This window comes from Allobosea sp. CRIB-10 (assembly GCF_900112185.1).
Taxonomy (GTDB): domain Bacteria; phylum Pseudomonadota; class Alphaproteobacteria; order Rhizobiales; family Beijerinckiaceae; genus Allobosea.
This window is the reverse complement of the sequence record NZ_FOKP01000025.1, coordinates 1-25144: the sequence shown is the minus strand read 5'-3', so window position 1 is coordinate 25144 and position 25144 is coordinate 1. Positions and strand designations below refer to the sequence as shown.

Sequence of the window (25144 nt, the reverse complement as noted above, 5' to 3'; positions counted from 1 at the left end):
CGAAAAGCTTGACGACGGGGCGCTGCTTCGTGCCATTGGCCCCAGAACCGCCACGAGGTCGCGGCAAGGCTGCGGCGGGATGGCCTGTCGGGCGCGAGGCGCGATGATGTCTTTTGTGGAACGTTTGCTGCGAGGCGTCTTCGCCGCCGTGCTGGTCGTCGGCGCCTTCGCCATGCTGCCCAGGTCCGCCGGCGCGCAGAGCCCCCCCGCCGCTGCCGGGCTGGAGCCGCTCACCATCGTCACGGCCTCCGGCCGCCACGCCTTCCAGGTCGAGGTCATGCGTACGCCCGATCAGCGCGCGCGGGGGCTGATGCACCGTCAGTTCATGCCGGCCGATCGCGGCATGCTGTTCGACTTCAAGCAGGTCGAGCCGGTCGCGATGTGGATGCAGAACACCTACATCTCGCTCGACATGCTGTTCATCCGCGCCGACGGCACGGTCGCGCGCATCGCCGAGCGGGCCGAGCCGCTCTCGACCCGCACCATCCCCTCCGGCGAGCCGGTGCTCTCGGTTCTCGAGGTCAATGCCGGCATCGCCGAGAAGCTCGGCATCAAGCCGGGCGACAAGGTCGAGCATCCGCTGTTCAAACGTTAGATGCCGTTTGGTGTTCCTGCCGAGGATCGTTCATCCTCGGCGAGGTGAATTCAAGCAAGCCTCGTCCTTCCGGCCGCAGCGAAGCGGAGCGCCGGAATCCATCGTAGAGCGCAACGCCCTTCGATGGATTCCGGAGCTGCACTGCTTCGCAGCTTGCCCGGAACGACGGAGCATGCCCGGCAGCCTCCAGCATGTTTGAAGCGGCCTTTGATTCAGCCGAGCTCGCCGGCGATAGCCCGGCAGGTGGCGAGCAGCGCCGCCAGCGCCTCGCGATGCTGCGGGCGCGCTTCGCGCCGGTTCAGATAGGGCACGACGATGCTGGCGATCGCCTGGCCCTTGCGGTCGAGGATCGGCGCGCTGATGTCGGTCACGCCGACGACGTCGTGGCTGTCGGCGATCAGGAAGCCCTCCGCCGCGATGGCCTTCAGACCAGGGTCCGAACCGGCACCATCCCGGAAGGCGAGGATGACCTGGCCGGAGGTCGAGGCGGAGGCGGGCCGGCGATAGCCCAGCCTAAGCGTGAAATTGATGTCGCCCGGGCCGGCGACGGCGACGATCACCACGGTCTCAGCCTTGCTCAGCACGACCAGATGCGAGGACTGGCCGATCGTCTCGCTCAGGGCCTCCAGCGCCGGCGTCGCGACCTCGACCAGGTCGCGGGCGCGCGGCACCCGCATGCCGAGCTCGAACAGGCGGTTGCTGAGCGCGATCTCGTCGGTCGCCGGATCGCGGTCGAGATAGCCGCGCTCGATCAGCACGAACAGCATGCGGAAGATCTCGTTCTTCGAGCGCCCGAGCCGATCGGCGATCGCCCGCGCCGAAAGCGGCGTCTGCGCCATCGCCAGCAACTCGATGATCTCCAGGCCTTTTTCCAGGGCGGGCGCCGGATAGGGGCGGGAGCGGCCATCCGCAGCGGTCTCGGCCGTCATCTGATGTCTCCGACGTGATTTATTAGCGAAGCTTGACTGCATATACGAAACCGATAGCATTCCGCTAGGTCATCGCTGCGGGTCCCGGGGAGGGCAGGCGCGGCAGTGCCGCCCGGTCGCAGAAGCGATCGGCGCCAACGACACATCGGGGGAGCATCATGGCGCGCGGTTTCAGATCGACGTTGTTTGCCGCCCTTGGCCTGTTCGCGGGGCTGGTCGCCAGCCTGGAAGCCCAGGCGGACAAGCTCGACGACATCCTGTCCAAGGGCGTGGTGCGCATCACCGTCTTCGCCGACGTGCCGCCCTTCGGCATGATGAACGCCAAGCGCGAGCTCGAAGGGTTCGACGTCGACATGGCCAAGCTCGTCGCCAAGTCGCTCGGCGTGAAGCTGGAGCTCGTGCCGGTGCCGGCGGCGAGCCGCATTCCGTTCCTGCTCACCGACAAATCCGACATGAACATCGCGGCGATGTCGATCACCGCCGAGCGCGCCCGCCAGGTGATGTTCAGCGCGCCCTATGCCGACACCTCACTCGCCGTCTACGGCGGCAAGGCGCTGGCGGTGAAATCGGGCGCCGATCTCGGCAAGAACCGTATCGCCGTCGCCAAGGGCACGACCGAGGACCTCGTCCTCTCGGCGCTGGCGCCTTCGGCCGACATCATGCGGACCGAGGACAATGCCACGGCGGTGCAGGCCTATCTCTCCGGTCATGCGCAGCTGCTGGCGGCCAACAGCGTCGTCGTGGTCGAGCTTGCCAAGCAGAACCCGAGCAAGGAATTCGACTTCAAGTTCGCGCTGCGGCGGGCTCCGGCCCACATCACCATCCGGCGCGGCGAGCACGATTTGCTGCGCTGGCTCGACACGCTGATCTTCCAGAGCACGCTGAACGGCGATCTCGACGAGCTCCACAAGAAGTGGCTGGGCGGGCCGATGCAGCCCCTGCCGGCGCTCTGAAGGCGGCGCGCCGATGTCGCGGCACGACTTCGCGGCGGAAGAGTTCGCCGGCCGGCGCGCCCGTGCCCGGCGAGTGATGGCGGAGCAGGGGCTGGACTGGCTCGTGCTCTTCCATCCCGTCTCGATCCGCTGGCTGACCGGCTCGGACGCCAAGAGCTATCAGGAGTTCCAGTGCCTGCTGGTGCCGGCGGCGGACGGGCGGATCGCGATGATGGCGCGCGAGGGCGAGCGCGCCGAGATTCTGGACGATGCCCTCGTCGACCGGCTCGAGACCTTCGGCGGCGGCGAGAACGAGGACCCGATTCCGCGATTCGCCCGTTTGGCCGACGAGCTCGGCGTGCTGGCGGGGCGCGTCGGCGTCGAGGTGCCGGCCTACTACCTCCACCCGCATCACCACACAGCGATCCGCGACCTGTTCGGCTCGGCCTTCGTCGAGGCGACCAATCTCGTCCACGATCTCAGCCTGGTGAAATCGCCGGCCGAGCTTGGCTACATCAGGCGGGCGGCGGCGATCGCGGACGAGGTGCTTCCGGTCTTCGGGGCGGCGTTGCGCGCCGAACGCAGCGAGTTGGAGATCGCGGGTGAGGTCTATGGCGCGTTGCTGGCGCGCGGCAGCGGCCTTGCGGCGAGCCCGATCAACCTCGTCTCCGGCGAACGCTCCTGCTACAGCCATGGCGCGCCGACCGAACGAAGGCTGCGGGCCGGCGATTACGGCAGCGTCGAATATGGCGCGACTTTCCGGCGCTACACCGCGACGCTCGGCCGGCAATTCTGCCTCGGCCAGCCGAGCGCCCGGATGCGCGAGCTCTACGAGATCGCCCGCCACGCCTGCGACGCCTGTATCGCGCAGATTCGCGAGGGCGCGCCTGCGACCGCGCCGCACGAGGCGGCCAGGCGCGTGATCGGCGAGGCCGGCCTCGAACACGGCCGCGTCCACACCTCCGGCTATGGGCTGGCGCCGGGCTTCCCACCGAGCTGGGGCGAGCCGATGCACATGATTGGCGGCAGTCGCTACACGCTGCGGGCCGGCATGGTCGTCAGCGTCGAGCCGCCGGTCTTCCTGCACGAGGAGCGGCTCGGCGCACGCATCATCGACAATGTGCTCGTCACCCGCGACGGCTGCGAATTGCTGTCGCGAAGCTCACGTGATCTCATCGTCGTCTAGGCACTGCGGCTGCGCGAGCTGTTCCCATCCCGCCAGTTCGATGCTATGGCGTAGCGCGTCGCTTCGCCTCATTGAGGCGCGGTGGCGGTTCGGCGAGTGATTCCATGCACTTGCAGAATATTCGGGGTATAGCGCAGCCCGGTAGCGCATCTGCTTTGGGAGCAGAGGGTCCCAGGTTCGAATCCTGGTGCCCCGACCATTTTGGGCTTTGCCGGAAGGCGAGGGGGAGCATGACGGCACGGATCTATTCGCCGGCCCGCAACGCGATGCAGTCCGGCACCGCCAAGACTGGCCGCTGGCTGCTCGAATACGAGCCGGAGCGGCCGCGCGAGATCGAGCCGCTGATGGGCTGGACCTCGTCGGGCGACATGAAGAGCCAGCTGCGGCTCTGGTTCGACACGGCCGAGGAAGCTGTCGCCTATGCGACGCGCAACGGCATCGCCTACCGCCTGGAGCAGCCGCACGCGCCCAAGCGCCGCGGCATGGCCTATGCCGACAATTTCAAGTTCAACCGCGTCGGCCAGTGGACGCATTGAAGTTCAGGTGAACGGCGGATACCAAGCCCGCCGTTTCCTTCAGGGCCCGTAGCTCAGCTGGATAGAGCAGCAGCCTTCTAAGCTGCTGGTCGCAGGTTCGAATCCTGCCGGGCTCGCCATTGTTTTCATGTCATTATTTGCCCGGATGGGGGCAGGGCGACCACGCACGCCACCGGGTCCGACACGGTGGTCGGGAGCGCTGCCGCGCCGATGGGCGCTTATCGTGTGGTTACTTCGACATAGTTTTTGTGAACCCACCCCGAGCGGCACGAGCCCGAGTAAGTCGCGCGGCCTGCTGACTTCACATTCAGATGCGCTCGGCACTCTTGGAACGACTGGCCACGATTCGGGTAGATCACGGCGTGCCACGGGCCGATGGTGTCGCAGATGATCAGTATGTCGCCGTTGTAGATTCGGTCGGTCTCGACATAGGCGCTGCCGCCCGGCCCGGATCGAACGGATAGGAACCCGCTCTTCGGGTCTTCTGGACGACGGGGCCCGAGCTTCGCGACGATGCCTTGGGACGGGCAGGCCTTGAGGTGCATATCTGCCTCGATCATTACGGGCGTTCGCTTGGGGCCTGCCGGAGCCATGGCGTCGATTTGTGTCCGACCAGGGGCGTAGCGCGCATCGGCGGCCGCGGTCGGCGCATGGCTGGCGCCAGTTTGCCTGGCAGACTGGACCAGCGCCAACCGTGCGGCAAAAGCTTCCGTCGCCAGCTTGCCTTCGGGGTAGACCTTGAGAAAGCGGTCCAGCGCTTCGACCGTTCCCGCCGCCTTCGCTTCGGCGAGGGCGCGGGCCGGATCGCTGGCCACGATCGGCTGTGCTGCTGCGAGTAGCTGCTGCTTCGCTTGCGTGCCCTCCGGCCTGATCGCTGTGATCGGATCTTTGCCGAGATAGCCGAGCGCCAATTGTCGGTAGGCACAGATCTGGTTACAGGCATCGAGATAGGCTTGGTATCTGCCCTCGGCGCCGAACTGCCGCCAGCTCTCGTCGTCCTTGACCGCCTCGGCATTGCGCTGCCGCTGCAGCAGCCGGTCCATCGCCTGCTGCCGATAGGCGCAAGGTCCGGTGCATTGCGCGACATAGCGCTCCAGCGCTTCGCGCGAGCCGTCCGCCGTCGCACTGCGCCAGCGCGCTTCGTCCTGCGCGCTCTCGAAGCTGCGACGGATCGTGACCGAGGGCTCGACGGTCGGAAGAGACAGGCTGGCGGTGTCGAATTCGGGCTTCTGCTCGCGTCCGCTGTCACGCCGCGCCGCCGCTTCGACCTCGCGGACGACATAGGATTGCAGCTCCGGCCAGGCGATCCGCCTGTCGGCATCGGCCTGCGCCAGCCCGGCGGCGCCCATCAGGAAGCGGCTGGTGAACAGGCCGAGCTTCTGGTTCTCGTCCCAGTTCGCCGGGGTCGCGCCGGAAGTCGCGACCAGCTTGACGATGCCGCCGCCGATGCGCGGCTTGGCCGGCGTGAAGCCCGGCGCCGAGACGGCGAGCAGGCTCTCGCCCTTGCGGCCGGTCTCGCCGGTGAAGCAGGCATCGATCATCACGATCAACTGTCGCTGCGCCCCGATCTTCTGCCGGACCAGTTCGAGGTTTCGATAGAGCGTCTGCAGAGCATAGCCGCTCTCGCTGGCATTGGGATTGCCGTCCTGCGGCAAGAGGAAGGGCTGGCGCGTGGCGAGATCAGGCACGCCATGCCCCGAGTAATAGACGAAGACGTTGGAGCGGCCCTCGACCGCGCTGCGCCAGAGCCGCCCGCCCTGCGGATTGGCCTCGCTGCCGAACATCTGCGTGAGTTCGCCGAGCGTCGCATCCTTCAGGACGAAGACGTTCTGCTCGCGAAAGCGCAGCCCGCGGACGAGGTAATCGCGCATCGCTTCGGCGTCGTTATGGGCGAAGTCGACCGTGCTGGTCTGCTTGTAGCTCTTGTTGCCGATGACGACGGCGACCGACTCGGCGTTGTCGTCGAGGATGCGCGACGGGTCTGATGCGGCAGCCGGCACGACAAAGCACAGCATCGACGCGAGAAGGATGAAGATTCGAGTCGCGATCGACCTCGAATGACGGTGGCGCCTGCTCATAGCGTCCTGAATCACCTCGGCTCGGCTGCCACATAGGCTGGGGGCAGGGTGGGCTGTTGTGAAGACGAAGGCCGTCAATTCTAGGTGGCAAATTGTGTTTTGGCGAGCTTGTCACAGCACGATGATGGCGCGAGAGAGGCCCGTGTCCGCCTCGGGCCAAAGGGCGTGTCGATGCCTCGAAGTCAGGCGCTGCCCGTCCAGCCGGTTCAGTCCTGCGCCTCGTCGCGGCGCAACTCGAAGGCCAGCATGGCTTCAGCCAGGGCCTCCAGCTCGCGGTCCTTTTCCTTGCTGTCGGGCGCGGAATTGAGCTCGGCCAAGCGCTGCTGGGCCCGTTCGTAATCCTCGTCGGTATGAACGGCGATCGGCATCTTCATGTGTCCTGCCTTTCCAAGTACTGGTCCGTCGCTGTCCTACCCCGACATGCGACCCACATAGGCAACCTTTGTCGAGGATATAGGGTTCCAAGCTTCCCCCTGCCATCATTGGGACGCAAACAGGTCTCAACTGCCCGGACAGGCCCGCTTTTGAGCCATGCCGGTGTCGTCGCGGATCGCATCTGCACGCTTGCCGCGAGCGGTCCGACGCCGTAAACGCCGCGGCGGCCCACCCGATCGCCTGCCCGCCAGCCGAGCCCGCAAAGCGCGGGCTCGGCAAGGCTCGGCCACAAGGAGTGTCGATGTTCTCGCTCGGCTCCGGTCTCGACCGGCTCGCAAGCTTCGCGTCCGCGAGCCACCGGCGCGCCTGCCTGCTGCTCGTCCTGCTGTCGCTCGCCGCCTTCCTGCCGGGCTTCGCCAGCCTGCAGCCCTTCGACCGCGACGAGCCGCGCTTCGCCCAGGCCAGCAAGCAGATGCTGGAGACGCGCGATTTCGTCGACATCCGCTTCCAGGACGAGGCCAGGCACAAGAAGCCGGTCGGCATCTACTGGCTGCAGGCGGGAAGCGTCGCCATCGGCGAGGCGCTGGGCGTGCCGCAGGCCCGCACCACGATGTGGCTTTACCGGCTGCCCTCGCTGATCGGCGCGATCGCGACCGTGCTGCTGACCTATTGGGCGCTGCTCGCCTTCGTCGGTGCGCGCCTGGCCTTGCTCGGCGGAGCCCTGATGGCTGCCGCCGTGCTGCTCGGCGTCGAGGCGCGCTTCGCCAAGACCGACGCCATGCTCGCCGCATGCGCGGTCGCGACCATGGGCGCGCTCGCCCGGGCCTGGCTCGACTGGACGCGCTCGCTCGCCTTCGTGCCGAGCCGCCACAATTGGCTGGTGTTCTGGTCGGCGACCGCGCTCGGCCTGCTGCTCAAGGGTCCGATCGTGCCGATGGTCTGGGGCTTGGCGGTGCTCGTCCTCAGCCTTCGCGAGCGTTCGCTGCGCTGGTTCGCTTCGCTGCGTCCCGGGCCCGGCCTGTTGCTCTGCCTGATCGTCGTGCTGCCCTGGTTCGTCGCCATCGCGGTCAAGACCGGCGGCGACTTCTTCGCCGAAAGCGTCGGCAAGGACATGCTCGCCAAGGTCGGAGAGGGCCAGGAGAAGCATTGGGGCCCGCCCGGCCTCTATCTCCTCCTGTTCTTCGGCACCTATTGGCCCTCGGCTGCGCTCGCCTCGATGGCAATCCCCTTCGCCTGGGTGAAGCGGCGCGAGCCGCAGATCCTGTTCCTGCTCGCCTGGATCGTGCCGTCCTGGCTCGTCTTCGAGGCGGTGCCGACCAAGCTGCCGCATTATGTGCTGCCGCTCTATCCGGCGATCACGGCGCTACTCCTGCTCGCCCTGGTCAATGGCGGCATCAACCGCTTCCGCCGCGGCTCGACACTGACGGCCCTTCTCGTCGTGCTGGTGCCGGCGGCGCTGGTCGGCGTGCTGCTCTTCGGCACCTGGACGCTCGACAGGACATTGCCCTGGCTGGCTCTGCCGGTCCTGGCGCTGGCGCTGATCGTGGCCTTCCGCGGCTTCCTGGCTTTCCGCGAGGGCGCCTTCGAGGGGGCGCTCTGGCGCGGCGTGGTCGCGAGCCTGCTGCTCAGCGCCGGCGTCTTCGGCCTCGCTTCGCCCAGCCTGCGCGGTCTCAAGCTGTCGCCGCGGCTGGCGGAAGCGGTGCAGGCGGTGAGCTGTCCGAGCCCGCAGGTCATGACCGTCGGCTATCGCGAGCCGAGCCTGGTCTTCCTGGTCGGGACCAACCTGCGCATGGGGGTGGACGGCGGCGCGGCGGCGAGCTTCCTGCGCGAGCCCGGCTGCCGCGTTGCACTGGTCGAAGGTCGCTTCCTCGACGGCTTCCGGCAGGGGCTCGCCGCCTCGGGAGTGGCGCCGCGGCTGCTGACCACCATCTCCGGCTTCAATCTCAATGGTGGCAAGCGCATCGAGATGAGCGTCTATGTCCGCGAGTGATCGGCGCTTGCCCCGTCGCGGCGCTTGACGCAGTTTGCGCGCCGCAATGCAGAAAGACTTGGAATCCGTGACCGACCCCGTGCCTTCCGGCGGCCAGCTCCGCATCAGCATCGTCGTGCCGGTGCGCAATGAAGAGGGCAACATCGCCCCGCTCGTCCGCGACATCGAGAATGCCTGCACCGACCTCGGCGCCTTCGAGCTGATCTATGTCGACGACGGCTCCAGCGACGGCACCGCCGCCGCGCTCGCCGGCCTTGCCGCGACGCGGCCCTGGCTGCGGGTCGTCCGCCATGCCCAGTCCTGCGGCCAGTCGGCGGCGGTGCGCAGCGGGGTCAGGGCAGCGACAGCCCCGATCGTCGCGACCCTCGACGGCGATGGCCAGAACGATCCCGCCTTCATCCCGGCGATGCTGGCGCAGCTAGAAGCCGCCGGGCCGTCCGCCGGCCTGGTCCAGGGCCAGCGCGTCGGCCGCAAGGATACCGGCTTCAAGCGCATGCAGTCGCGCATCGCCAACAAGGTCCGCGGCGCGATCCTCCGGGACGCCACGCGCGACACCGGCTGCGGCTTGAAATGCTTCCGGCGCGAGACCTATCTGGCGCTGCCCTATTTCGATGCGCTGCACCGCTTCATGCCGGCGCTCGTCGTGCGCGAGGGGTACGACGTGCTGCATCACGACGTTCGCGACCGCCAGCGCCTGACCGGCGTCTCCAATTACGGCTTCTTCGATCGGCTCTGGGTCGGGATTCTCGACCTCGCCGGCGTCTGGTGGCTGATCCGGCGCCGCAAGCGCGTGCCGCAGATCGTGACGGAGGCGCGCTGATGCTCGTCGACCTGCAGAACATGATCGGGGACTATTTCCACGACGTCTTCGTCAACAATGTCGATTGGTGGGTCCTGCTCGGCGTGGTCGCGCAGGGCCTCTTCACCATGCGCTTCGTGGTGCAGTGGCTCGCCAGCGAGAAGGCGCAGCGCTCCGTCGTGCCGATGACCTTCTGGTGGTTCTCGATCGGCGGCGGCGCGCTGCTCTTCGTCTATGCGCTCTACCGCCGCGACCCGGTCTTCATCCTCGGCCAGGGCTTTGGCCTGTTCGTCTACCTGCGCAACCTGCAATTCGTCCTGCGAGCCAAGGCCCGCGGCGAGGACACGAATTCCGGGCCGGGCTGAGGCCGTCAGTATTCCCCGGAGGGGAAGCCGTGGCGCGTCATCATGGCGCGGTGCCAGTCCGTGCCAATCAGGCCGTCGAGCGCCGTGTTGAAGCGCTCCCGCAGAGCAGTGTGCTGCTTGCCGAAGGCGAAGGCCCCGGCAGCCGGCAAGCTCTCGCTCGCAGGCACATTCACGATCGCCAGTGCCGGATCAGGCTCGCGGGCGAGATAGCCGCGATGCGCCATGGCGACGCTGGCATAGGCGTCGGCACGGCCATCGGCGACCGCAGTGACGGCGTCCTCCTGCGTCGCAACGCTGAGGATACAATCCAGAGCGATGCCGGCTGCGATTCCGGCCTGTTCCTGCACCTGGCCGCCGACGATCACGAGTCGCGCGCCGATCTCGGCGATGGCGCGATAGCCGGTCAGTCGCCCGCGATCGGCGGTTCGCACCAGCAGCCCGTCCGTCAGCGCCCAGACCGGCCGGCTGAAATCGACCAGCCTTTGTCGTTCGGCCGTGACGAAGAGCGGGGTCGTGATCGTCCAGCGCCCATGGGCGAGGCCGGGCAGCAATTCGGCGAAACTCGTCAGCTGCTGCTCGAACTGCGTGATGCCGAGCGCCTGTAAGGCCGCGGTGACCAGCTCGACATCGCAGCCCTGCGCGGCGCCGTCGGCTCCCGGCCAGCAGAAGGGCGGCTCGTCGAGATAGGCAAAGACGACCGGTGTGTCCGGCATCGCGGCGAGACTCAGCTCGCTGCCCTCAGCCGCGCAAACCCCGCATCGAGGTCCTCCTTCAGGTCTTCGAGATCCTCGAGCCCGATATGGAAGCGGATCGTCGGGCCCTTGAAGCCGGGCTCGGTCGCGGTGCGATAACGCTTGCAGTCGAAGGGCAGCACCAGGCTCTCATAGCCGCCCCAGGACGCGCCCATGCCGAAGAGGGTCAGCCCGTCGAGCATCGCAGCGACCGCCTTCATCGAGACCGGTTCGAGCTCGATCGAGAACAGCGAGCAGGCACCGGTGAAGTCGCGCTTCCAGAGGGCATGGCCGGGATCTGTGGGCAGCGCCGGATGGATCACGCGCGCGACCTCCGGCCGTTCCGCCAGCCAGTTCGCCATCTCCAGCCCCGCCGGTTGCTGCTCCTTCAGCCGGACGGCCAGGGTCCGGATACCGCGCAAGGTCAGATAGGCGTCCTCTGCGGCGATGATCACGCCGAGCGCGTCCCAGGTCAGCTTGAGCTGGGCATAAAGCTCCGGCGTGCGGGCCGAGACCGTGCCGATCAGCACATCTGAATGCCCGGCATAATATTTCGTACCGGCCTGGATCGAGACGTCGACGCCGAATGTGTGCGCGTCGAAGAAGAGCGGCGTTGCCCAGGTGTTGTCCATCATCACCATGATGTCGCGGGCATGGGCCGCAGCGACGATCGCCGGAATGTCCTGAACCTCCAGGGTCTGCGAGCCCGGGGATTCGGTCCAGACCGCCCGTGTGTTCGGTTTGAACAGCCCGGCGATGCCCTCTCCGATCAGCGGGTCGTAATAGGTGACCTCGACGCCGTAGCGCGGCAGCATCCGCTCGCAGAAATTGCGCATCGGGTGGTAGACGCTGTCGGTCACGAGAAAGTGGTCGCCGGCGGTCAGGAAGGCGAGCGCCGGCAAGGTGCAGGCGAGCAGGCCGGACGAGCAGGCGAGCACGCCGGCGCCGCCCTCCATGGTGTTGGCCGCGGCGAGCAGCGCGTCGATCGTCGGGCTGCCCGAGGTGCCGTAGCTGTAGCGCGCCTTGCGGACCAGGAAATCCTCGGTGTTCGGGTAGATCACGGTCGAGCCGCGCACGATCGGCGGGTTGACGAAGCCGTAGCTGTCGGTCGGGTCGCGGCCGGCGAGGGCGAGGCGGGTCTTCTCGCGCAGCCGCGCGAATTCGGGCTTGGACAGCTTTTTCATGGGCCGGAGGCTGAGCGCTGGTTGGGAGATGGGTTGTGGCCGCACTTGACCACCTCCGGAAAGTCGCATGTGATGCCGATGGTGAAAAGGGCAGATATACTAGGCGCCCTTGCTTGACGCTCATACGCGGCTCTGGCAATCGGCCTGCGCCGCGCTTCGACTAAGGTTTAGGCATCGAACGGGATGAAAAGTCGCGACGATGCGGGGGGATCGGCACGTTCCGGCCGGCAGGCGCCGGCGGGGCCATTCATGGGAGACATCACGATGAAGAAATTCATGGCAGCCGCGGTCGCCGGGCTCGGCCTTGCGCTGGCGGCGGCGAGCGCGCAGGCGCAGGCGCCGCAGACTCTGGCGCAGGTCAAGAGCCGCGGCATCCTGAACTGCGGCTCCAACACCGGCCTCGCCGGCTTCGGCGTGCCGGATGGGCAAGGTAACTGGACCGGTCTCGACGTCGATTTCTGCCGCGGTATCGCGGCGACGATCTTCAACGACCCGACCAAGGTGAAGTTCATTCCGCTTTCGGCCAAGGACCGTTTCACGGCCCTGCAGTCGGGCGAGGTCGACGTGCTCGTCCGCAACTCGACCTGGACGATGTCGCGCGACACCGCGCTCGGCCTGCAGTTCACCGGCGTGAACTATTATGACGGCCAGGGCTTCATGATCCGCAAGAAGCTCGGCGTGAACTCGGCGCTGCAGCTCAACGGCGCCTCGGTCTGCACCCAGCAGGGCACCACGACCGAGCTGAATCTCGCCGACTTCTTCCGCGCCAACAATCTGAAGTACGAAGTCGTCGCCTTCGCGACCTCGGACGAGACCGTCAAGGCCTATGACTCCGGCCGCTGTGATGCGTTCACCACCGACGCCTCGGGCCTCTATGCCGAGCGTCTGAAGCTGACCGCTCCGGACGACCATATGGTCCTGCCCGAGATCATCTCGAAGGAGCCGCTCGGACCGGCGACCCGCAACAACGATGCGCAGTGGTTCGGCCTGGTGAAGTGGGTCCACAACGCCATGCTCAACGCCGAGGAGCTCGGCGTGACCAAGGCGAACGTCGACGAGATGCTGAAGTCGAGCAACCCCGAGATCAAGCGCCTGCTCGGCACCGAGGGCAAGTTCGGCGAGAGCGTCGGCCTGACCGCCGATTGGGCTTACCGGATCATCAAGCATGTCGGCAATTATGGCGAGAGCTTCGAGAAGAACGTCGGCCAGGCCTCGCTGCTGAAGATCGCCCGTGGCCAGAACGCGCTCTGGACCAAGGGCGGCCTGCAATACGCGCCGCCGGTTCGCTGAGCGATCCATGCGGGGCGGGCACTTCCGGTGCCCGCCCCGATTCTTTCCAGGCTACAGGAAAGCAGTGGGTTTGCCGGACCGGCGGTCCAGAATGCGCCACTGACAGAGAACGGGACGAACCCGTTCCGCCGGACAGGGGACAGGCATGATCAGGATCATCAGCGCGGCGCTGTTCGCCGTCGCGGCGCTGTTCGGCTCCGCGGGTGCGCAGGCGCAGCAGACCCTGGCTCAGATCAAGAGCCGCGGCGTCCTGAACTGCGGCTCGAATACCGGCCTGATCGGCTTCGGCGCGCCCGATCCGCAGGGCAACTGGAGCGGGCTCGACGTCGAATACTGCCGCGCCATCGCCGCGACGATCTTCAACGATCCGGCCAAGGTCAAATTCATCCCGCTCTCGGCCAATGATCGCTTCAAGGCGCTCCTGGCCGGCGAGGTCGACGTGCTGGTGCGCAACTCGACCTGGACGATCTCGAACGACACGCCGCCCGGCCTGCTCTTCACCAATGTCAACTATTATGACGGCCAGGGCCTCATGGTGCGCCGCAAGCTCGGCGTCATGTCGGCGATGCAACTGGCCGGCGCTTCGATCTGCGTCCAGCGGGGCACCACGACCGAGCTCAACGTCGTCGACTATTTCAAGATCAACAATCTCAGGCACAGCATCGTCGCCTTCGACACCGGCCCCGAGACGCTCAAGGCCTATGATGCCGGGCGCTGCGACGCGTTCACGACTGACGCTTCGTCGCTCTATTCCGAGCGCCTCAAGCTGACGACGCCGGACGACCACATGGTTCTCGTCGAGATCATCTCGAAGGAGCCGCTCGGCCCGCTGACCCGGGACAACGACTCGCAATGGTTCAAGATCGTGCGCTGGGTCCATTTCGCCATGCTGAACGCCGAGGAACTCGGCGTGACAAAGGCGAATGTCGACCAGATGCGAGGCTCGACCAATCCCGAGATCAGGCGTCTGCTCGGGATCGACGGCAAGTTCGGCGAGGGCCTGGGCCTGACCGCCGACTGGGCCTACCGGATCGTCAAGCATGTCGGCAATTACGGCGAGAGCTTCGAGCGCACCGTGGGCAGCCGCTCGGTGCTGAGGATGTCGCGCGGCCAGAACGCGCTCTGGACCAAGGGGGGATTGCAGTACGCGCCGCCGATCCGGTGAGTTCTGATCGGGTTGGCGTGCTCGCGATCGGTTCGGTCGTGGTTTCGGAAAAAGGAGGGAAGGCCGGTGGGGACTGGCCCGGGACTTGCTGAGCTAAATCGAGAGCGGGAAAACCCGTTCCACCAAACAGGGGACAACAATATGAAAAAAGTCATGCGCGCGGCGTTGCTCGCCGCGATGGGAGCCTGTGTCGCCGGCAGCGCCTTGGCGCAGGGAGGCGGGACGCTCGCCCAGGTCAAGGGGAAGGGGACCGTCACTTGCGGCGTCGGCCCGGGACTTGCCGGCTTCGGCATACCCGATGCCCAGGGCAACTGGAGCGGTCTCGACGTCGATCTGTGCCGGGCGATCGCCGCTGCGATCTTCGACGATCCGGCCAAGGTCAAGTTCGTGCCGCTCTCGGCCAAGGATCGCTTCACCGCGCTGCAATCGGGGGAGGTCGACCTTCTGTCGCGCAACACCACCTGGACGATGTCGCGCGATACCTCGCTCGGGCTGAACTTTGCCGGCATCAACTATTATGACGGCCAGGGCTTCATGGTGCGCAAGAAGCTCGGGATCGATTCGGCGCTCAAGCTCGCCGGCGCCTCGATCTGCACCCAGCAGGGCACGACGACCGAGCTCAACCTCGCCGACTATTTCCGCAATAACAAGATGAAGTACGAGGTCGTCGCGTTCGCCAGCAATGACGAGACGGTCAAGGCCTACGAATCCGGCCGCTGCGATGCCTTCACCACCGACGCCTCGGGCCTCTATGCCGAGCGCCTGAAGCTCTCCGACCAGTCCGAGCACATCGTCCTGCCGGAGATCATCTCGAAGGAGCCGCTCGGCCCGGTCGTGCGCCATGGCGACGATGCCTGGCTCGACATCGTCAAATGGACGCATTTCGCCATGCTGAACGCCGAGGAGCTCGGCGTCACCAAGGCCAATGCCGCAGAGATGCTGAAATCGGAGAATCCCGAGATCAAGCGCCTGCTCGGCACCGAGGGCAAGTTCGGCGAGGCGGTCGGCCTGAGCAATGACTGGGCCTACCGGATCGTCAAGCACATGGGCAATTACGGCGAATCCTTCGAGCGCAATGTCGGCGCCGGCTCGATGCTCAAGATCTCTCGCGGCCAGAACGCGCTCTGGACCAAGGGCGGGCTGCAATACGCGCCGCCGATCCGCTGAGAACCACCGATGCGCGGCTCTCGCCGCGCATCGCTCATTGAAGCTGTCTTGTTCCGGCGAACCGGATAACAATACCGGCCGGCAGTGATCCGCTCAGGGTCGCTGCCGGACCCTCGGTCGCCAACATTTGAGAAGGGCGTCAGACGTGTCGACTACTTCCGCCGAGATCAAACCGGGCAAAGCCTCGTTGTTCTACGACCCCAAGATCAGGGGTTATGTCTATCAGTTCGCCCTGCTCGCCGTAGTCGGCTTCCTGATCTGGTCTGCTGCCTCGAACGCGATCGAGAACCTGCGGGCCCAGAAGATCGCCTCCGGCTTCGGCTTCTGGCACAACGCGGCCGGCTTCGACGTCAACCAGAAGCTGATCCCCTTCAGCGCATCGGGCAGCACCTATGGCCAGGCCTTCTGGGTCGGCCTGCTCAACACGCTGCTCGTCGCCTCGATCGGCATCGTGCTCTCGACCTTCCTCGGCTTCTTCGTCGGCGTCGCCAGGTTGTCGAGCAACTGGATCGTCTCCAAGCTCGCGATGATCTATGTCGAGGTCATCCGCAACCTGCCGCTGCTGCTGCAATTGTTCTTCTGGTACAATGCGGTGCTGAAGCCGCTGCCCAATCCGCGCCAGTCGATCGAACTGCCGGCCGGCGCGCTGCTCAACAATCGCGGGCTCTACATCCCCGATCCGCAACTCGGCCCCGGCGGCAGCCTGATCGTCTGGGCTTTCCTCATCGGCATCGTCGCGACCTTCGTCTTCCGCTCCTGGGCCCGCAAGCAGCAGGCCGCGACCGGCAAGCAGTATCCGACCGGCTGGATCGGCTTCGGCCTGATCGTGGTGCTGCCGACGCTGGTCTATTTCATCACCGGCCGGCCGATCACCTTCATCTATCCCGAACTCGCCGGCTTCAACCTGCGCGGCGGCATCCAGATCTTCCCGGAGTTCGTCGCGCTGCTGATCGGCCTGACCACCTATACCGCCGGCTTCATCGCCGAAGTGGTCCGCGCCGGCATCCTCGCCGTCTCGAAGGGGCAGACCGAGGCCGCCAATGCACTCGGCCTGAGGTCCGGACCAACGCTGAAGCTCGTGGTCATTCCGCAGGCGATGCGGGTGATCATCCCGCCGCTGACCTCGAACTACCTCAACCTGACCAAGAACTCCTCGCTCGCGGTCGCGATCGGCTATCCCGATCTCGTCCAGGTCTTCACCGGCACGGTGCTGAACCAGACAGGGCAGGCGGTCGAGGTCGTCGCCATCACCATGGCGGTCTATCTGACCATCTCGCTGGTGACGTCTCTGTTCATGAACATCTACAACAAGCGCATGGCGCTGGTGGAACGGTGAGGGCGCCCCGATGACCGACGCAACCACCGAAATGGCTCCCTACGCCTTCGTCCGCAAAGAGACGCTGGAGCAGCAACCGGCGCCGCTCTCCGTCGCCGGCCCGCTCGCCTGGATCAGGCAGCATTTGCTCTCCAGCCCGCTCAACATCGCGCTGACGCTGCTTTGCCTTTATCTCGTCATCGACTCGGTTCCGGGGCTGATCCGCTTCTACTTCCTCGATGCGGTCTGGTCCGGCACCAATCGCGACGCCTGCCTTGCCGACAAGGTCGGCCGGCCGGTCGGTGCCTGCTGGGCCTATATCGCCGACCGCTTCCAGTACTTCATCTACGGCTCCTACCCGATCAACCAGCGCTGGCGCGTGAACATCGTCTTCGTGATGTTCGCGCTCGGCGTGGCCTGGCTGCTCTGGACGAGTGCGCCCAAGAAGAAGCTCGGCATCTTCTTCTTCTTCGTGCTGCTGCCGATCTCCGCCTATGTGCTGCTGCTCGGCGGCGCCGGCGCGGAAAATTTCCTGCGCACCTGCATGATTGTCACGCTGGCGCTCGCCGCGCTCTACGTCATCCTGTCCTTCGTGCCGCAGATCGTCCGCTTCTACATCGGCGACGCCGCTCTGGCGGTGGTCGAGCAGCTGCCGGTCTGGAAGCGCTTCTTCGGGCCGAAGCAGCTCGTGCTGTTCGCGCTCGTCGTCTTCGCCTTCCTCAGCCTGCTGGCGAGCGGCCCCGGACTGCCAAGGGTCGATACCGGCCTCTGGGGCGGCATGACCGTCACCTTCCTGATCGCGGCGGTTGGCATCGTCTTCTCGCTGCCGCTCGGCGTGGTCCTGGCATTGGGGCGGCGCTCCAGGTTGCCGATCGTCCAGCTGCTCTCGGTGATCTTCATCGAGTTCGTCCGCGGCGTGCCGCTGATCACCGTGCTGTTCATGGCCAACACCATGCTGCCGCTGTTCGTGCCGCAGGAATATTCGCCGGACCGGCTGCTGCGCCCGCTGGTCGGCGTTGCGCTCTTCGCCGCCGCCTATATGGCGGAGGTGGTGCGCGGCGGCCTGCAGGCGATGCCCAAGGGCCAGTACGAGGGCGCGATGTCGCTCGGCCTCGGCTATTGGAGCATGATGCGGCTGATCATCCTGCCGCAGGCGCTGCGGATCGTGATCCCGGGCATCGTCAACACCTTCATCGGGCTGTTCAAGGATACGACGCTGGTCACCATCGTCGGCATCTTCGACTTCCTGCGCACCATCGAGGCGACCCTGGTCGACCCGACCTGGGCGACGCCGACGACCCGCGCGACGGGCTATGCATTCGCCGCGATTTTCTATTTCCTGTGTTGCTGGGGCATGTCTCGCTACTCGATCGCGGTCGAGAAGCGGCTCGCCGCCGGCCAGAAGCGTTGAGGGGATAAAACGATGTCCATGGCACAAAACACCAGCTCGCGTCCGGCGGCTCTGAAGCAGACCGCGCTCAACACCGCGACGGCGGTCGAGATGATCGGCGTCAACAAGTGGTACGGCGAGTTCCACGTGCTGCGCGACATCAACCTGAAGGTGTCGCGCGGCGAGAAGCTGGTCATCTGCGGCCCGTCCGGCTCGGGCAAGTCGACGATGATCCGCTGCATCAACCGGCTCGAGGAACACCAGAAGGGCCAGATCATCGTCGACGGCACCGAGCTGACCAACGACCTCAAGAAGATCGACGAGATCCGCCGCGACGTCGGCATGGTCTTCCAGCACTTCAACCTGTTCCCGCATCTGACGATCCTCGAGAACCTGACGCTGGCGCCGATCTGGGTTCGCAAGATGCCGAAGAAGGATGCCGAGGAGATCGGCATGCACTATCTCAAGCGCGTCAAGATTCCCGAGCAGGCGGCGAAGTACCCCGGCCAGCTCTCGGGCGGCCAGCAGCAGCGCGTGGCCATCGCCCGTTCGCTGTGCATGAGCCCGAAAATCATGCTGTTCGACGAGCCGACCTCGGCGCTCGACCCGGAAATGGTCAAGGAGGTGCTCGACACCATGGTCTCGCTGGCCGACGAGGGCATGACCATGCTCTGCGTCACCCACGAGATGGGCTTCGCCCGCCAGGTCGCCGACCGGGTGATCTTCATGGATGCCGGCCAGATCGTCGAGATGAACGAGCCCAATGAGTTCTTCAAGAACCCGCAGCACGAGCGCACCAAGCTCTTCCTCAGCCAGATCCTGCACTGATCCGGCCAGCCAGCTTCCTGCTGCGACGGCGCCCCTTGCGGGCGCCGTTTTCGTTGGCGGGACGATTTTCGAGGCGGTCTCGATAGGGAACCTTTGCCGGCCCTTATCGTTGCTTTTCCCGACAATGGAGGAAAGCCGATGAAACTGCTTGCTTCGACTCTTGTGGCCGGTCTGCTGCTCGGCAGTGCCGGTGCCTATGCCCAGTCGATCAATATCGGTCCCGGCGGCGTTTCGGTCGACCCGCGCTCGCCGCGCGAGCGCGCTGTCGATCGGGAAATCCGGCGCGAGGAGCGCTGGCGCGAGCGTGACCGCTGGGAGCGTCGCAGGGCGTATCGCGCCGAGCGTGATTGCCGCACCGTGACCCAGGTCCGCGAGACCCCGCGCGGGGAGGTGCGTCGCACCACACGCGTCTGCGACTAAGCGTGAGTTGAGTTCAGTCTAGTTGTGTCGATGAGACCGCCGCACCCAGTCGGTGCGGCGGTCTTGTTTTGTCTGGTGGTTACTTCGCGTCGCGCGCCTTTACGGCGTGATCCGGGAAGTCGGAGAACAGCCCGTCGATGCCGAGCGCCAGGAACGCCTTGTACTCGGCAGCCGGATCGCCCTTGAAGTCGGAGGCGAGGCGCTTGGGCTCGCTGCGGAAGGCCCAGCTGTGGACCAAGAGGCCGGCGGCGTGGGCGTTCTTGACGACGTCGGTCGGCGGTAGCAGCACGCGGTCGCGCTCGTCGATGGCGCCGTCGCCATTGAGGTCGCGCGGCTTGCCGTCGTCGCCGAGCACCTGCTTGGCCGGCATCAGATATGGCTTCCAGGGGCCGACGCCGTCGGCATAGGTCTTGATCTCCTTCAGCCCCTCGGCGGTGACGAGATCCTTGAAGCTGCGCTTGTCGCCGGTGACGACGAAGTCGTAGGGCTTGTCGAACGGGGCGGCGAGCACGATGCCGCCATCCTTGTCGACATCGTCGGCGTCGACGAGCTGGATCAGGCGCAGCTGCGTCTTGCCGCGCAGATATTTGAGGTTGGCCGTCTCGAAGCTCTGGATGAAGACAGGCGAGGCCTTCTCGCTCCAGCCGGCGGCCTTGAGCTGATCGAGCAGCTTATCCTCGATCGCCAGGCCCAGGGCCGAGTGGAAGGTCGAGTGCTTGATCTCGGGATAGATGCCGATCGTACGGCCGGTGCGGCTGCTTTCGGCCTTGGCGAGGTCGATGACCTGCTGGAGCGTCGGGATCTCGTATTTGCCGTTATGCGACTGGTCGCGGTCGGCGAAGGCCTGCTTGGCCCGCAGCGTCTTGATCTCTGCGAGCGTGAAGTCGGAGGCGAACCAGTCGCTGGTGTCGACGCCGTCGACCTTGCGTGTGGTCTTGCGCGCGGCGAATTCCGGCCGGGTCGAGACATCGGTGGTGCCCGACAGCATCGGCTCGTGGCGAACCACGAGATGACCATCCTTGGTCGAGACTAGATCCGGCTCGATGAAGTCGACGCCGTGCTCGATCGCGAGCTTGTAGGCTTCGAGCGTGTGCTCGGGCAGGTAGCCACTGGCGCCGCGATGGCCGACGATCAAGGCCGGCTTGCCGTCGAGGGTCGGGGCCGGGCTTTGCGCCAGAGCCGGCGCGGCCAGTGCGAGGGCAAGGGTCGCCAGCATCGTCGCCGGCTGCAACAGGGGCTTCATCTCGTCCGATCCTCGTTTCCTGCGGAAGGCGGCGAAACTGCTCGGCGGATATGACAGGCCGGTGAAGGCGTCTTGCTCCTGCGCGGCGCCGCGACGGCGCGGTTATGAACGCCGCGAAGGAGAGTATCGGGAATTGGCGAGGCGCTCGATGCCTTATGGCTGCGAGCGCCTTCCGGAAATCTCAGCGGCGGCCTTCCAGCGTGGTCTTGGCGTCGAGACGCTTGGCCGGCGGCGGCGTGGTGTCGACCGGCTGGGTGGCGCAGGCGGCGAGCGACAGGCAGAACAGGCCGGCGAGGGAGAGGCGGGAGAGGGCGGTCATTACAGGGATCCCAGGCGGTTGGCGTTGCGGAAGGAGTTGTATCGTCTTGCGCCCTGTGGGACGAGGGCGTCAAGGGTGCTCTCGCGCTTCGGAATCGTTCCAGATCGCGCCCGCACCGGCAGTATTGCAGCGCAGTGACAGGAATCACAGGATATGACGCCAGCCGCCCGCATCAGCGCCGCCATCGAGGTCCTGACGGACCTGATCGAGCGTCGGCGCCCGGCGGCCGATGCGCTGAAGGATTGGGGGCTGTCGCGCCGTTTCGCCGGTTCGAAGGACCGCGCCGCCGTCGCCTCGCTGGTCTACGACGCTTTGCGCCGGCGTGCCTCTTCGGCCCATGCGCTTGGCGAGGAGACGCCGCGGGCGCTCGTGCTCGGCATGCTGGTCAGCCAGCGCGGGATGGGCGTCGAGGAGATCTCCGACCTCTTCAGCGGACAGACTCACGCGCCGGCGCCGCTGACCGAGTTCGAGGTCGCGGGGCTCGCCGCCTTCGACCTCAACGCCTCACCGGGTTGGGCGCGGGCGGATGTGCCTGACTGGCTCTGGCCTTCCTTCATGGCCGGCTTCGGCGATGACGCGGTCGCCGAAGGCCAGGCCCTGGCGGGCAGGGCGCCGGCCGATATCCGCGCCAATCGGCTGAAGACCGATCGCGACAGGTTGCGTGCCGCGCTGGCTCATCTTCAGCCCGAGCCGGGCGCCTGGTCGCCCGACGCCCTGCGCTTCCTGCCCGGACCCGACGGCCGCGGCCCATCGCTGCAGAGCGAACCGAGCTTCTTCAACGGCGAGTTCGAGATCCAGGACGAGGGCTCGCAGCTTGTGACCCTGCTCGCCGGGGCGCAGCCGGGCATGAGCGTCGTCGACCTCTGCGCCGGCGCCGGCGGCAAGACGCTGGCGCTCGCCGCGGTGCTTGGGGGCAAAGGACGCCTCTTCGCCACCGATCTCGACAGCCGCCGGCTGGCGCCGCTGCATGACCGGCTCACCCGCTCGGGCGCCGCCAATGTCGAGGTCCGCGTGCCCAAGAGCCGAGGGCATGATGCGCTCGCCGATCTCGCCGGCACGATCGACCTGGTGCTCGTCGATGCGCCCTGCACCGGCTCCGGCACCTGGCGGCGCAATCCGGATGCCAAATTGCGGGTGAGGCCGGGGGCCTTGGCCGAGCGCGTGAAGGAGCAGGCTCAGGTGCTCGCGCGCGCCGCCGGGCTGGTGAAGCCGGGCGGGCGCATCGCCTACATCACCTGCTCGATGCTGCCGGAGGAGAACGACGGCGCGATCGAGGCCTTCCTGGCGCGCCATCCCGGCTTCGCCCCGGTCGCGACGCGCTCGCTGCTCGATACCGGCGAGGTCGATTTCGGCCTGCTCGCCCGCTTCGCCACCCGCTTCGGCCTGCAGCTCTCGCCGCGCCGGACCGGGACGGACGGATTCTATCTGAGCTGCCTTTCGGCATCGGGCTGAGCCTTGCCCCAACGCGGCGACGGTATCAGCCCTGTTCCTAAGGGAGCGATTTGTGCGTCTTGCGCCGGGCAGACTGGGGCTGCATCTCCGGATATTTCCCAGCCAAGGTGCCGACCATGACGCCGACCATCGACCAGACTCTGGTGTCCATCGCAGTCCTGAAGGCAAAGCCCGGCCAGCGAGAGGCGTTGCGCGACAGCCTGCTCGCACTGATCGAGCCGACGCGGGCCGAGCCGGGCTGCCTCGACTATGTGCTGTTCGAACTGCGTGACGAGCCCGGCACCTTCTACATGCGCGAGGCATTCACGAGTTCTGCCGCCCTCGACCTCCACAAGGCGACGCCGCACTTCCAGGCCTTCGCCGCCAAGGCCGGTAACCTGCTGGCTGAGCCGCTGCGGCTGGTCTTCCTCGACCGCGTCTCATCCTGAGGCTTCTCTTAATGCCGGCCTGATCCGCTCTCAGCGCCGTTGCGCGCTCGCGCGCGATGGCGTAACCGGGCGCGATGAGCGCCCAGCCCCAGCACCCCGCCCATCACGACTCCATCCTGATCATCGACTTCGGCAGTCAGGTGACGCAGCTGATTGCGCGCCGCGTGCGCGAGATCGGGGTCTATTGCGAGATCGCCCCGTTCCAGTTGGCCTCCGACGCTTTCCAGCGCCTGAAGCCCAAGGGCGTGATCTTCTCCGGCGGCCCGGCCTCGGTGCCGGACGCGAACTCGCCGCGCGCGCCGCAGGAGGTGTTCTCCTCCGGCCTGCCGCTGCTCGGCATCTGCTATGGCCAGCAGACCATGGCGCATCAGCTCGGCGGCAAGGTCGAGGGCGGCCATGCCGCCGAGTTCGGCCGCGCCGATGTCGAGATCGTCACCCCATCGGCACTGTTCGCCGGCGTCTGGGAGCAGGGCGGGCGCTATCCGGTCTGGATGAGCCATGGCGACCGGGTCACGCAGCTCCCCGCCGGCTTCACGGTCAAGGCGACCTCGGAGAACGCGCCCTATGCGGTCGCGAGCGACGAGGAGAGGCGCTTCTACTCGACCATGTTTCACCCGGAGGTGGTGCACACTCCGGATGGCGGCAAGCTGCTGCGCAACTTCGTCGTCGATATCTGCGGCTGCAAGCCGGACTGGAGCATGGCGGCCTATCGGGCCGAGATGCAGAAGAAGATCCGCGAGCAGGTCGGCACGGGCCGGGTGATCTGCGGGCTCTCCGGCGGCGTCGACTCGGCGGTCGCAGCGGTGCTGATCCACGAGGCGATCGGCGACCAGCTGACCTGCGTCTTCGTCGACCATGGCCTGATGCGCCTCGGCGAGGCCGAGCAGGTGGTGACGCTGTTCCGCGATCACTACAATATTCCGCTGGTCCATGTTGACGCGGAAGAGCTTTTCCTCTCCGAGCTCGCCAAATGCGGCTCTGATCCCGAGGCCAAGCGCAAGACCATTGGCCGGCTCTTCATCGATGTCTTCGACGCCGAGGCGGCCAAGCTGGGCGGCGCCGATTTCCTTGCCCAGGGCACGCTCTATCCCGACGTGATCGAGAGCGTCTCGTTCTCGGGCGGCCCCTCGGTGACGATCAAGAGCCATCACAATGTCGGCGGCCTGCCCGAGCGCATGAAGATGAAGCTCGTCGAGCCGCTGCGCGAACTGTTCAAGGACGAGGTCCGCGTGCTCGGCCGCGAGCTCGGCCTGCCCGAAGCCTTCGTCGGCCGCCACCCCTTCCCGGGGCCGGGCCTCGCCATACGCTGCCCTGGCGAGATAACCAGGGAGAAGCTCGACATCCTGCGCAAGGCCGATGCGATCTATCTCGAGGAGATCCGCAAGGCCGGGCTGTACGACGTGATCTGGCAGGCCTTCGCCGTGCTGCTGCCGGTGCGCACCGTCGGCGTGATGGGCGATTATCGCACCTACGACCATGTCTGCGCCTTGCGCGCCGTGACCTCGGTCGACGGCATGACGGCCGACTTCTACCCCTACGACATGGCCTTCCTCGGCCGCACGGCGACCCGCATCATCAATGAGGTCAAGGGCATCAACCGGGTGGTCTACGACGTGACGAGCAAGCCGCCCGGCACAATCGAGTGGGAATGATTCAGGCCCATCCGTGGGCATCCAAAAATGCGCCACGCTTCGCTGTAAGTGGCTGAAATAAAAAATAAAACTTATCAGAAGCTTTCGAGGCCTATCGCAGCGCAGCGATCGGGTCTTTCGTGCGCTCTGACGGGCCGCCCCGTGTTGTCCCGCTCAATTTTTGAAAGTACCGTCGTGAGAAATGAGGCTCGTGGCGGTACTTTTTTTGATGTAACACATTGATATAAAGCCGATTTTATCGCTGCGATCCTCGGAAAATACCCTGACGGTACTTTTCTGGAGGTGTACTGGAATGTTGACGGATGCTGCCCTTAAGGCGTTGAAACCAAAGAATAAAGTGTACAAGGTGACAGACCGCGACGGCATGTATGTGCGCATTATGCCGAGCGGCGCGATCTCATTTCGTCTGGATTACCGGCTCAATGGCCGCCGCGAGACGGTCTATTTCGGCAGGTACGGGCGAAATGGCATATCGCTCGCGAGAGCACGCGAGATGTGCCTGGACGCCAAGCGCGAGATCCGAGAGGGGCGTTCTCCCGCTATCGAGAAGCAGCGAGAAAAGCGTCGGCTCAAAGAGGCGAAGAGCTTCGGCGAGTTCGGCGAGAAGTGGCTGACCGGGGCACCGATGGCGGACAGCACTAGGGCCATGCGCCGCTCGATCTTCGAGCGCGAGCTAGGGTCTAAACTCAACGGCCAGTTTGTGATTCAAGCAGGTCATGGGAGAGGTAAGTTCCATGAGCCGCTTGTTTTGGTTGAATGACGAGCAATGGTCGCA

The 25144-nt window shown here is 66.1% G+C and carries 24 protein-coding genes, 2 tRNA genes and 1 pseudogene; 20 read left to right on the top strand and 7 right to left on the bottom strand.

The window, feature by feature from the left end:
- Positions 1-172 precede the first annotated feature (172 nt).
- Positions 173-595: a DUF192 domain-containing protein gene (locus tag BMZ69_RS24605; RefSeq protein ID WP_244543530.1), complete on the top strand. Its 423-nt coding sequence runs from the start codon at positions 173-175 to the stop codon at positions 593-595.
- A 212-nt stretch (positions 596-807) separates the two neighbouring features.
- On the opposite strand, the gene BMZ69_RS24600 is transcribed toward BMZ69_RS24605, so the two are convergent.
- Positions 808-1524, bottom strand: a complete 717-nt coding sequence (locus BMZ69_RS24600) for an IclR family transcriptional regulator (RefSeq protein WP_175506960.1) — start codon at positions 1522-1524, stop codon at positions 808-810.
- Positions 1525-1682: 158 nt separating this feature from the next.
- Between BMZ69_RS24600 and BMZ69_RS24595 the strand changes: the two genes are divergently transcribed.
- The 5 genes from BMZ69_RS24595 to BMZ69_RS24575 all read left to right on the top strand — a co-directional run bounded on the left by BMZ69_RS24595 (position 1683) and on the right by BMZ69_RS24575 (position 4297).
- On the top strand, positions 1683-2477 hold the full coding sequence (locus tag BMZ69_RS24595) for a transporter substrate-binding domain-containing protein (protein WP_092161820.1): 795 nt from the start codon (positions 1683-1685) through the stop codon (positions 2475-2477).
- A gap of 13 nt (positions 2478-2490) precedes the next feature.
- Positions 2491-3642 (top strand): M24 family metallopeptidase, encoded by a 1152-nt coding sequence (locus tag BMZ69_RS24590; RefSeq protein WP_092161817.1) that lies wholly within the window; start codon positions 2491-2493, stop codon positions 3640-3642.
- A 122-nt stretch (positions 3643-3764) separates the two neighbouring features.
- Positions 3765-3841, top strand: a tRNA-Pro gene (locus BMZ69_RS24585).
- Between the two features lie 31 nt (positions 3842-3872).
- Complete coding sequence (locus BMZ69_RS24580; protein WP_092161815.1) at positions 3873-4178, top strand: ETC complex I subunit; 306 nt, start codon at positions 3873-3875, stop codon at positions 4176-4178.
- A gap of 42 nt (positions 4179-4220) precedes the next feature.
- Positions 4221-4297 (top strand) — tRNA-Arg (locus BMZ69_RS24575).
- 99 nt (positions 4298-4396) lie between these two features.
- Here BMZ69_RS24575 and BMZ69_RS24570 read toward each other — a convergent pair.
- Entirely contained in the window at positions 4397-6178 is a 1782-nt protein-coding gene (locus BMZ69_RS24570; RefSeq protein ID WP_244543522.1) for a caspase family protein, read from the bottom strand.
- Positions 6179-6462: 284 nt separating this feature from the next.
- Entirely contained in the window at positions 6463-6630 is a 168-nt protein-coding gene (locus BMZ69_RS31740) for a hypothetical protein (RefSeq protein ID WP_175506959.1), read from the bottom strand.
- Between the two features lie 302 nt (positions 6631-6932).
- On the opposite strand from BMZ69_RS31740, the gene BMZ69_RS24565 reads away from it, so the two are divergent.
- The 3 genes from BMZ69_RS24565 (at position 6933) to BMZ69_RS24555 (ending at position 9785) form a co-directional block, all read left to right on the top strand.
- Positions 6933-8621: an ArnT family glycosyltransferase gene (locus BMZ69_RS24565; protein ID WP_092161811.1), complete on the top strand. Its 1689-nt coding sequence runs from the start codon at positions 6933-6935 to the stop codon at positions 8619-8621.
- A gap of 67 nt (positions 8622-8688) precedes the next feature.
- A complete protein-coding gene (locus tag BMZ69_RS24560; RefSeq protein WP_092161965.1) occupies positions 8689-9441 on the top strand; it encodes a glycosyltransferase family 2 protein in 753 nt (250 codons plus the stop codon).
- Positions 9441-9785: a lipid-A-disaccharide synthase N-terminal domain-containing protein gene (locus BMZ69_RS24555; RefSeq protein ID WP_092161808.1), complete on the top strand. Its 345-nt coding sequence runs from the start codon at positions 9441-9443 to the stop codon at positions 9783-9785. The genes BMZ69_RS24560 and BMZ69_RS24555 overlap by 1 nt, the downstream gene beginning before the upstream one ends.
- A 5-nt stretch (positions 9786-9790) precedes the next feature.
- Here BMZ69_RS24555 and BMZ69_RS24550 read toward each other — a convergent pair whose 3' ends face one another.
- Together BMZ69_RS24550 and metC are read right to left on the bottom strand one after the other, a co-directional pair.
- The gene (locus BMZ69_RS24550) at positions 9791-10498 is read right to left on the bottom strand and encodes a transporter substrate-binding domain-containing protein (RefSeq protein WP_092161806.1); all 708 of its coding nucleotides are present in this window, start codon (positions 10496-10498) and stop codon (positions 9791-9793) included.
- Positions 10499-10509: 11 nt separating this feature from the next.
- Entirely contained in the window at positions 10510-11700 is a 1191-nt protein-coding gene (gene metC, locus BMZ69_RS24545) for a cystathionine beta-lyase (RefSeq protein ID WP_092161804.1), read from the bottom strand.
- A gap of 264 nt (positions 11701-11964) precedes the next feature.
- Between metC and BMZ69_RS24540 the strand changes: the two genes are divergently transcribed.
- The 7 genes from BMZ69_RS24540 (at position 11965) to BMZ69_RS24510 (ending at position 19275) form a co-directional block, all read left to right on the top strand.
- A complete protein-coding gene (locus BMZ69_RS24540) occupies positions 11965-12990 on the top strand; it encodes an amino acid ABC transporter substrate-binding protein (RefSeq protein ID WP_092161802.1) in 1026 nt (341 codons plus the stop codon).
- A 145-nt stretch (positions 12991-13135) separates the two neighbouring features.
- Entirely contained in the window at positions 13136-14155 is a 1020-nt protein-coding gene (locus BMZ69_RS24535) for an amino acid ABC transporter substrate-binding protein (protein ID WP_092161800.1), read from the top strand.
- Between the two features lie 141 nt (positions 14156-14296).
- On the top strand, positions 14297-15322 hold the full coding sequence (locus BMZ69_RS24530) for an amino acid ABC transporter substrate-binding protein (RefSeq protein WP_092161798.1): 1026 nt from the start codon (positions 14297-14299) through the stop codon (positions 15320-15322).
- A gap of 145 nt (positions 15323-15467) precedes the next feature.
- Complete coding sequence (locus BMZ69_RS24525) at positions 15468-16658, top strand: amino acid ABC transporter permease (RefSeq protein ID WP_244543521.1); 1191 nt, start codon at positions 15468-15470, stop codon at positions 16656-16658.
- A gap of 10 nt (positions 16659-16668) precedes the next feature.
- On the top strand, positions 16669-18048 hold the full coding sequence (locus BMZ69_RS24520) for an amino acid ABC transporter permease (RefSeq protein WP_092161796.1): 1380 nt from the start codon (positions 16669-16671) through the stop codon (positions 18046-18048).
- Between the two features lie 90 nt (positions 18049-18138).
- Positions 18139-18855 (top strand): amino acid ABC transporter ATP-binding protein, encoded by a 717-nt coding sequence (locus BMZ69_RS24515; RefSeq protein WP_092161952.1) that lies wholly within the window; start codon positions 18139-18141, stop codon positions 18853-18855.
- Positions 18856-18993: 138 nt separating this feature from the next.
- Complete coding sequence (locus tag BMZ69_RS24510; RefSeq protein ID WP_175506957.1) at positions 18994-19275, top strand: hypothetical protein; 282 nt, start codon at positions 18994-18996, stop codon at positions 19273-19275.
- Positions 19276-19354: 79 nt separating this feature from the next.
- Here the strand turns inward: BMZ69_RS24510 and BMZ69_RS24505 are convergent, their stop codons facing one another.
- Together BMZ69_RS24505 and BMZ69_RS31735 are read right to left on the bottom strand one after the other, a co-directional pair.
- On the bottom strand, positions 19355-20518 hold the full coding sequence (locus tag BMZ69_RS24505; protein WP_092161794.1) for a glycerophosphodiester phosphodiesterase: 1164 nt from the start codon (positions 20516-20518) through the stop codon (positions 19355-19357).
- A 181-nt stretch (positions 20519-20699) separates the two neighbouring features.
- Positions 20700-20837 carry a hypothetical protein gene (locus BMZ69_RS31735; protein ID WP_175506956.1) on the bottom strand — a complete coding sequence of 46 codons (138 nt, stop codon included), beginning with the start codon at positions 20835-20837 and terminating at the stop codon, positions 20700-20702.
- 153 nt (positions 20838-20990) lie between these two features.
- On the opposite strand from BMZ69_RS31735, the gene BMZ69_RS24500 reads away from it, so the two are divergent.
- The 4 genes and pseudogenes from BMZ69_RS24500 to BMZ69_RS24485 form a co-directional block, all read left to right on the top strand.
- Positions 20991-22289 (top strand): RsmB/NOP family class I SAM-dependent RNA methyltransferase, encoded by a 1299-nt coding sequence (locus BMZ69_RS24500; protein ID WP_092161792.1) that lies wholly within the window; start codon positions 20991-20993, stop codon positions 22287-22289.
- A gap of 116 nt (positions 22290-22405) precedes the next feature.
- Positions 22406-22717, top strand: a complete 312-nt coding sequence (locus BMZ69_RS24495; protein ID WP_092161790.1) for a putative quinol monooxygenase — start codon at positions 22406-22408, stop codon at positions 22715-22717.
- A 74-nt stretch (positions 22718-22791) separates the two neighbouring features.
- Positions 22792-24369: a glutamine-hydrolyzing GMP synthase gene (guaA, locus tag BMZ69_RS24490; protein WP_092161788.1), complete on the top strand. Its 1578-nt coding sequence runs from the start codon at positions 22792-22794 to the stop codon at positions 24367-24369.
- A gap of 292 nt (positions 24370-24661) precedes the next feature.
- Positions 24662-25045, top strand: a pseudogene (locus tag BMZ69_RS24485) (Arm DNA-binding domain-containing protein); the annotation flags it as partial.
- Positions 25046-25144 lie beyond the last annotated feature (99 nt).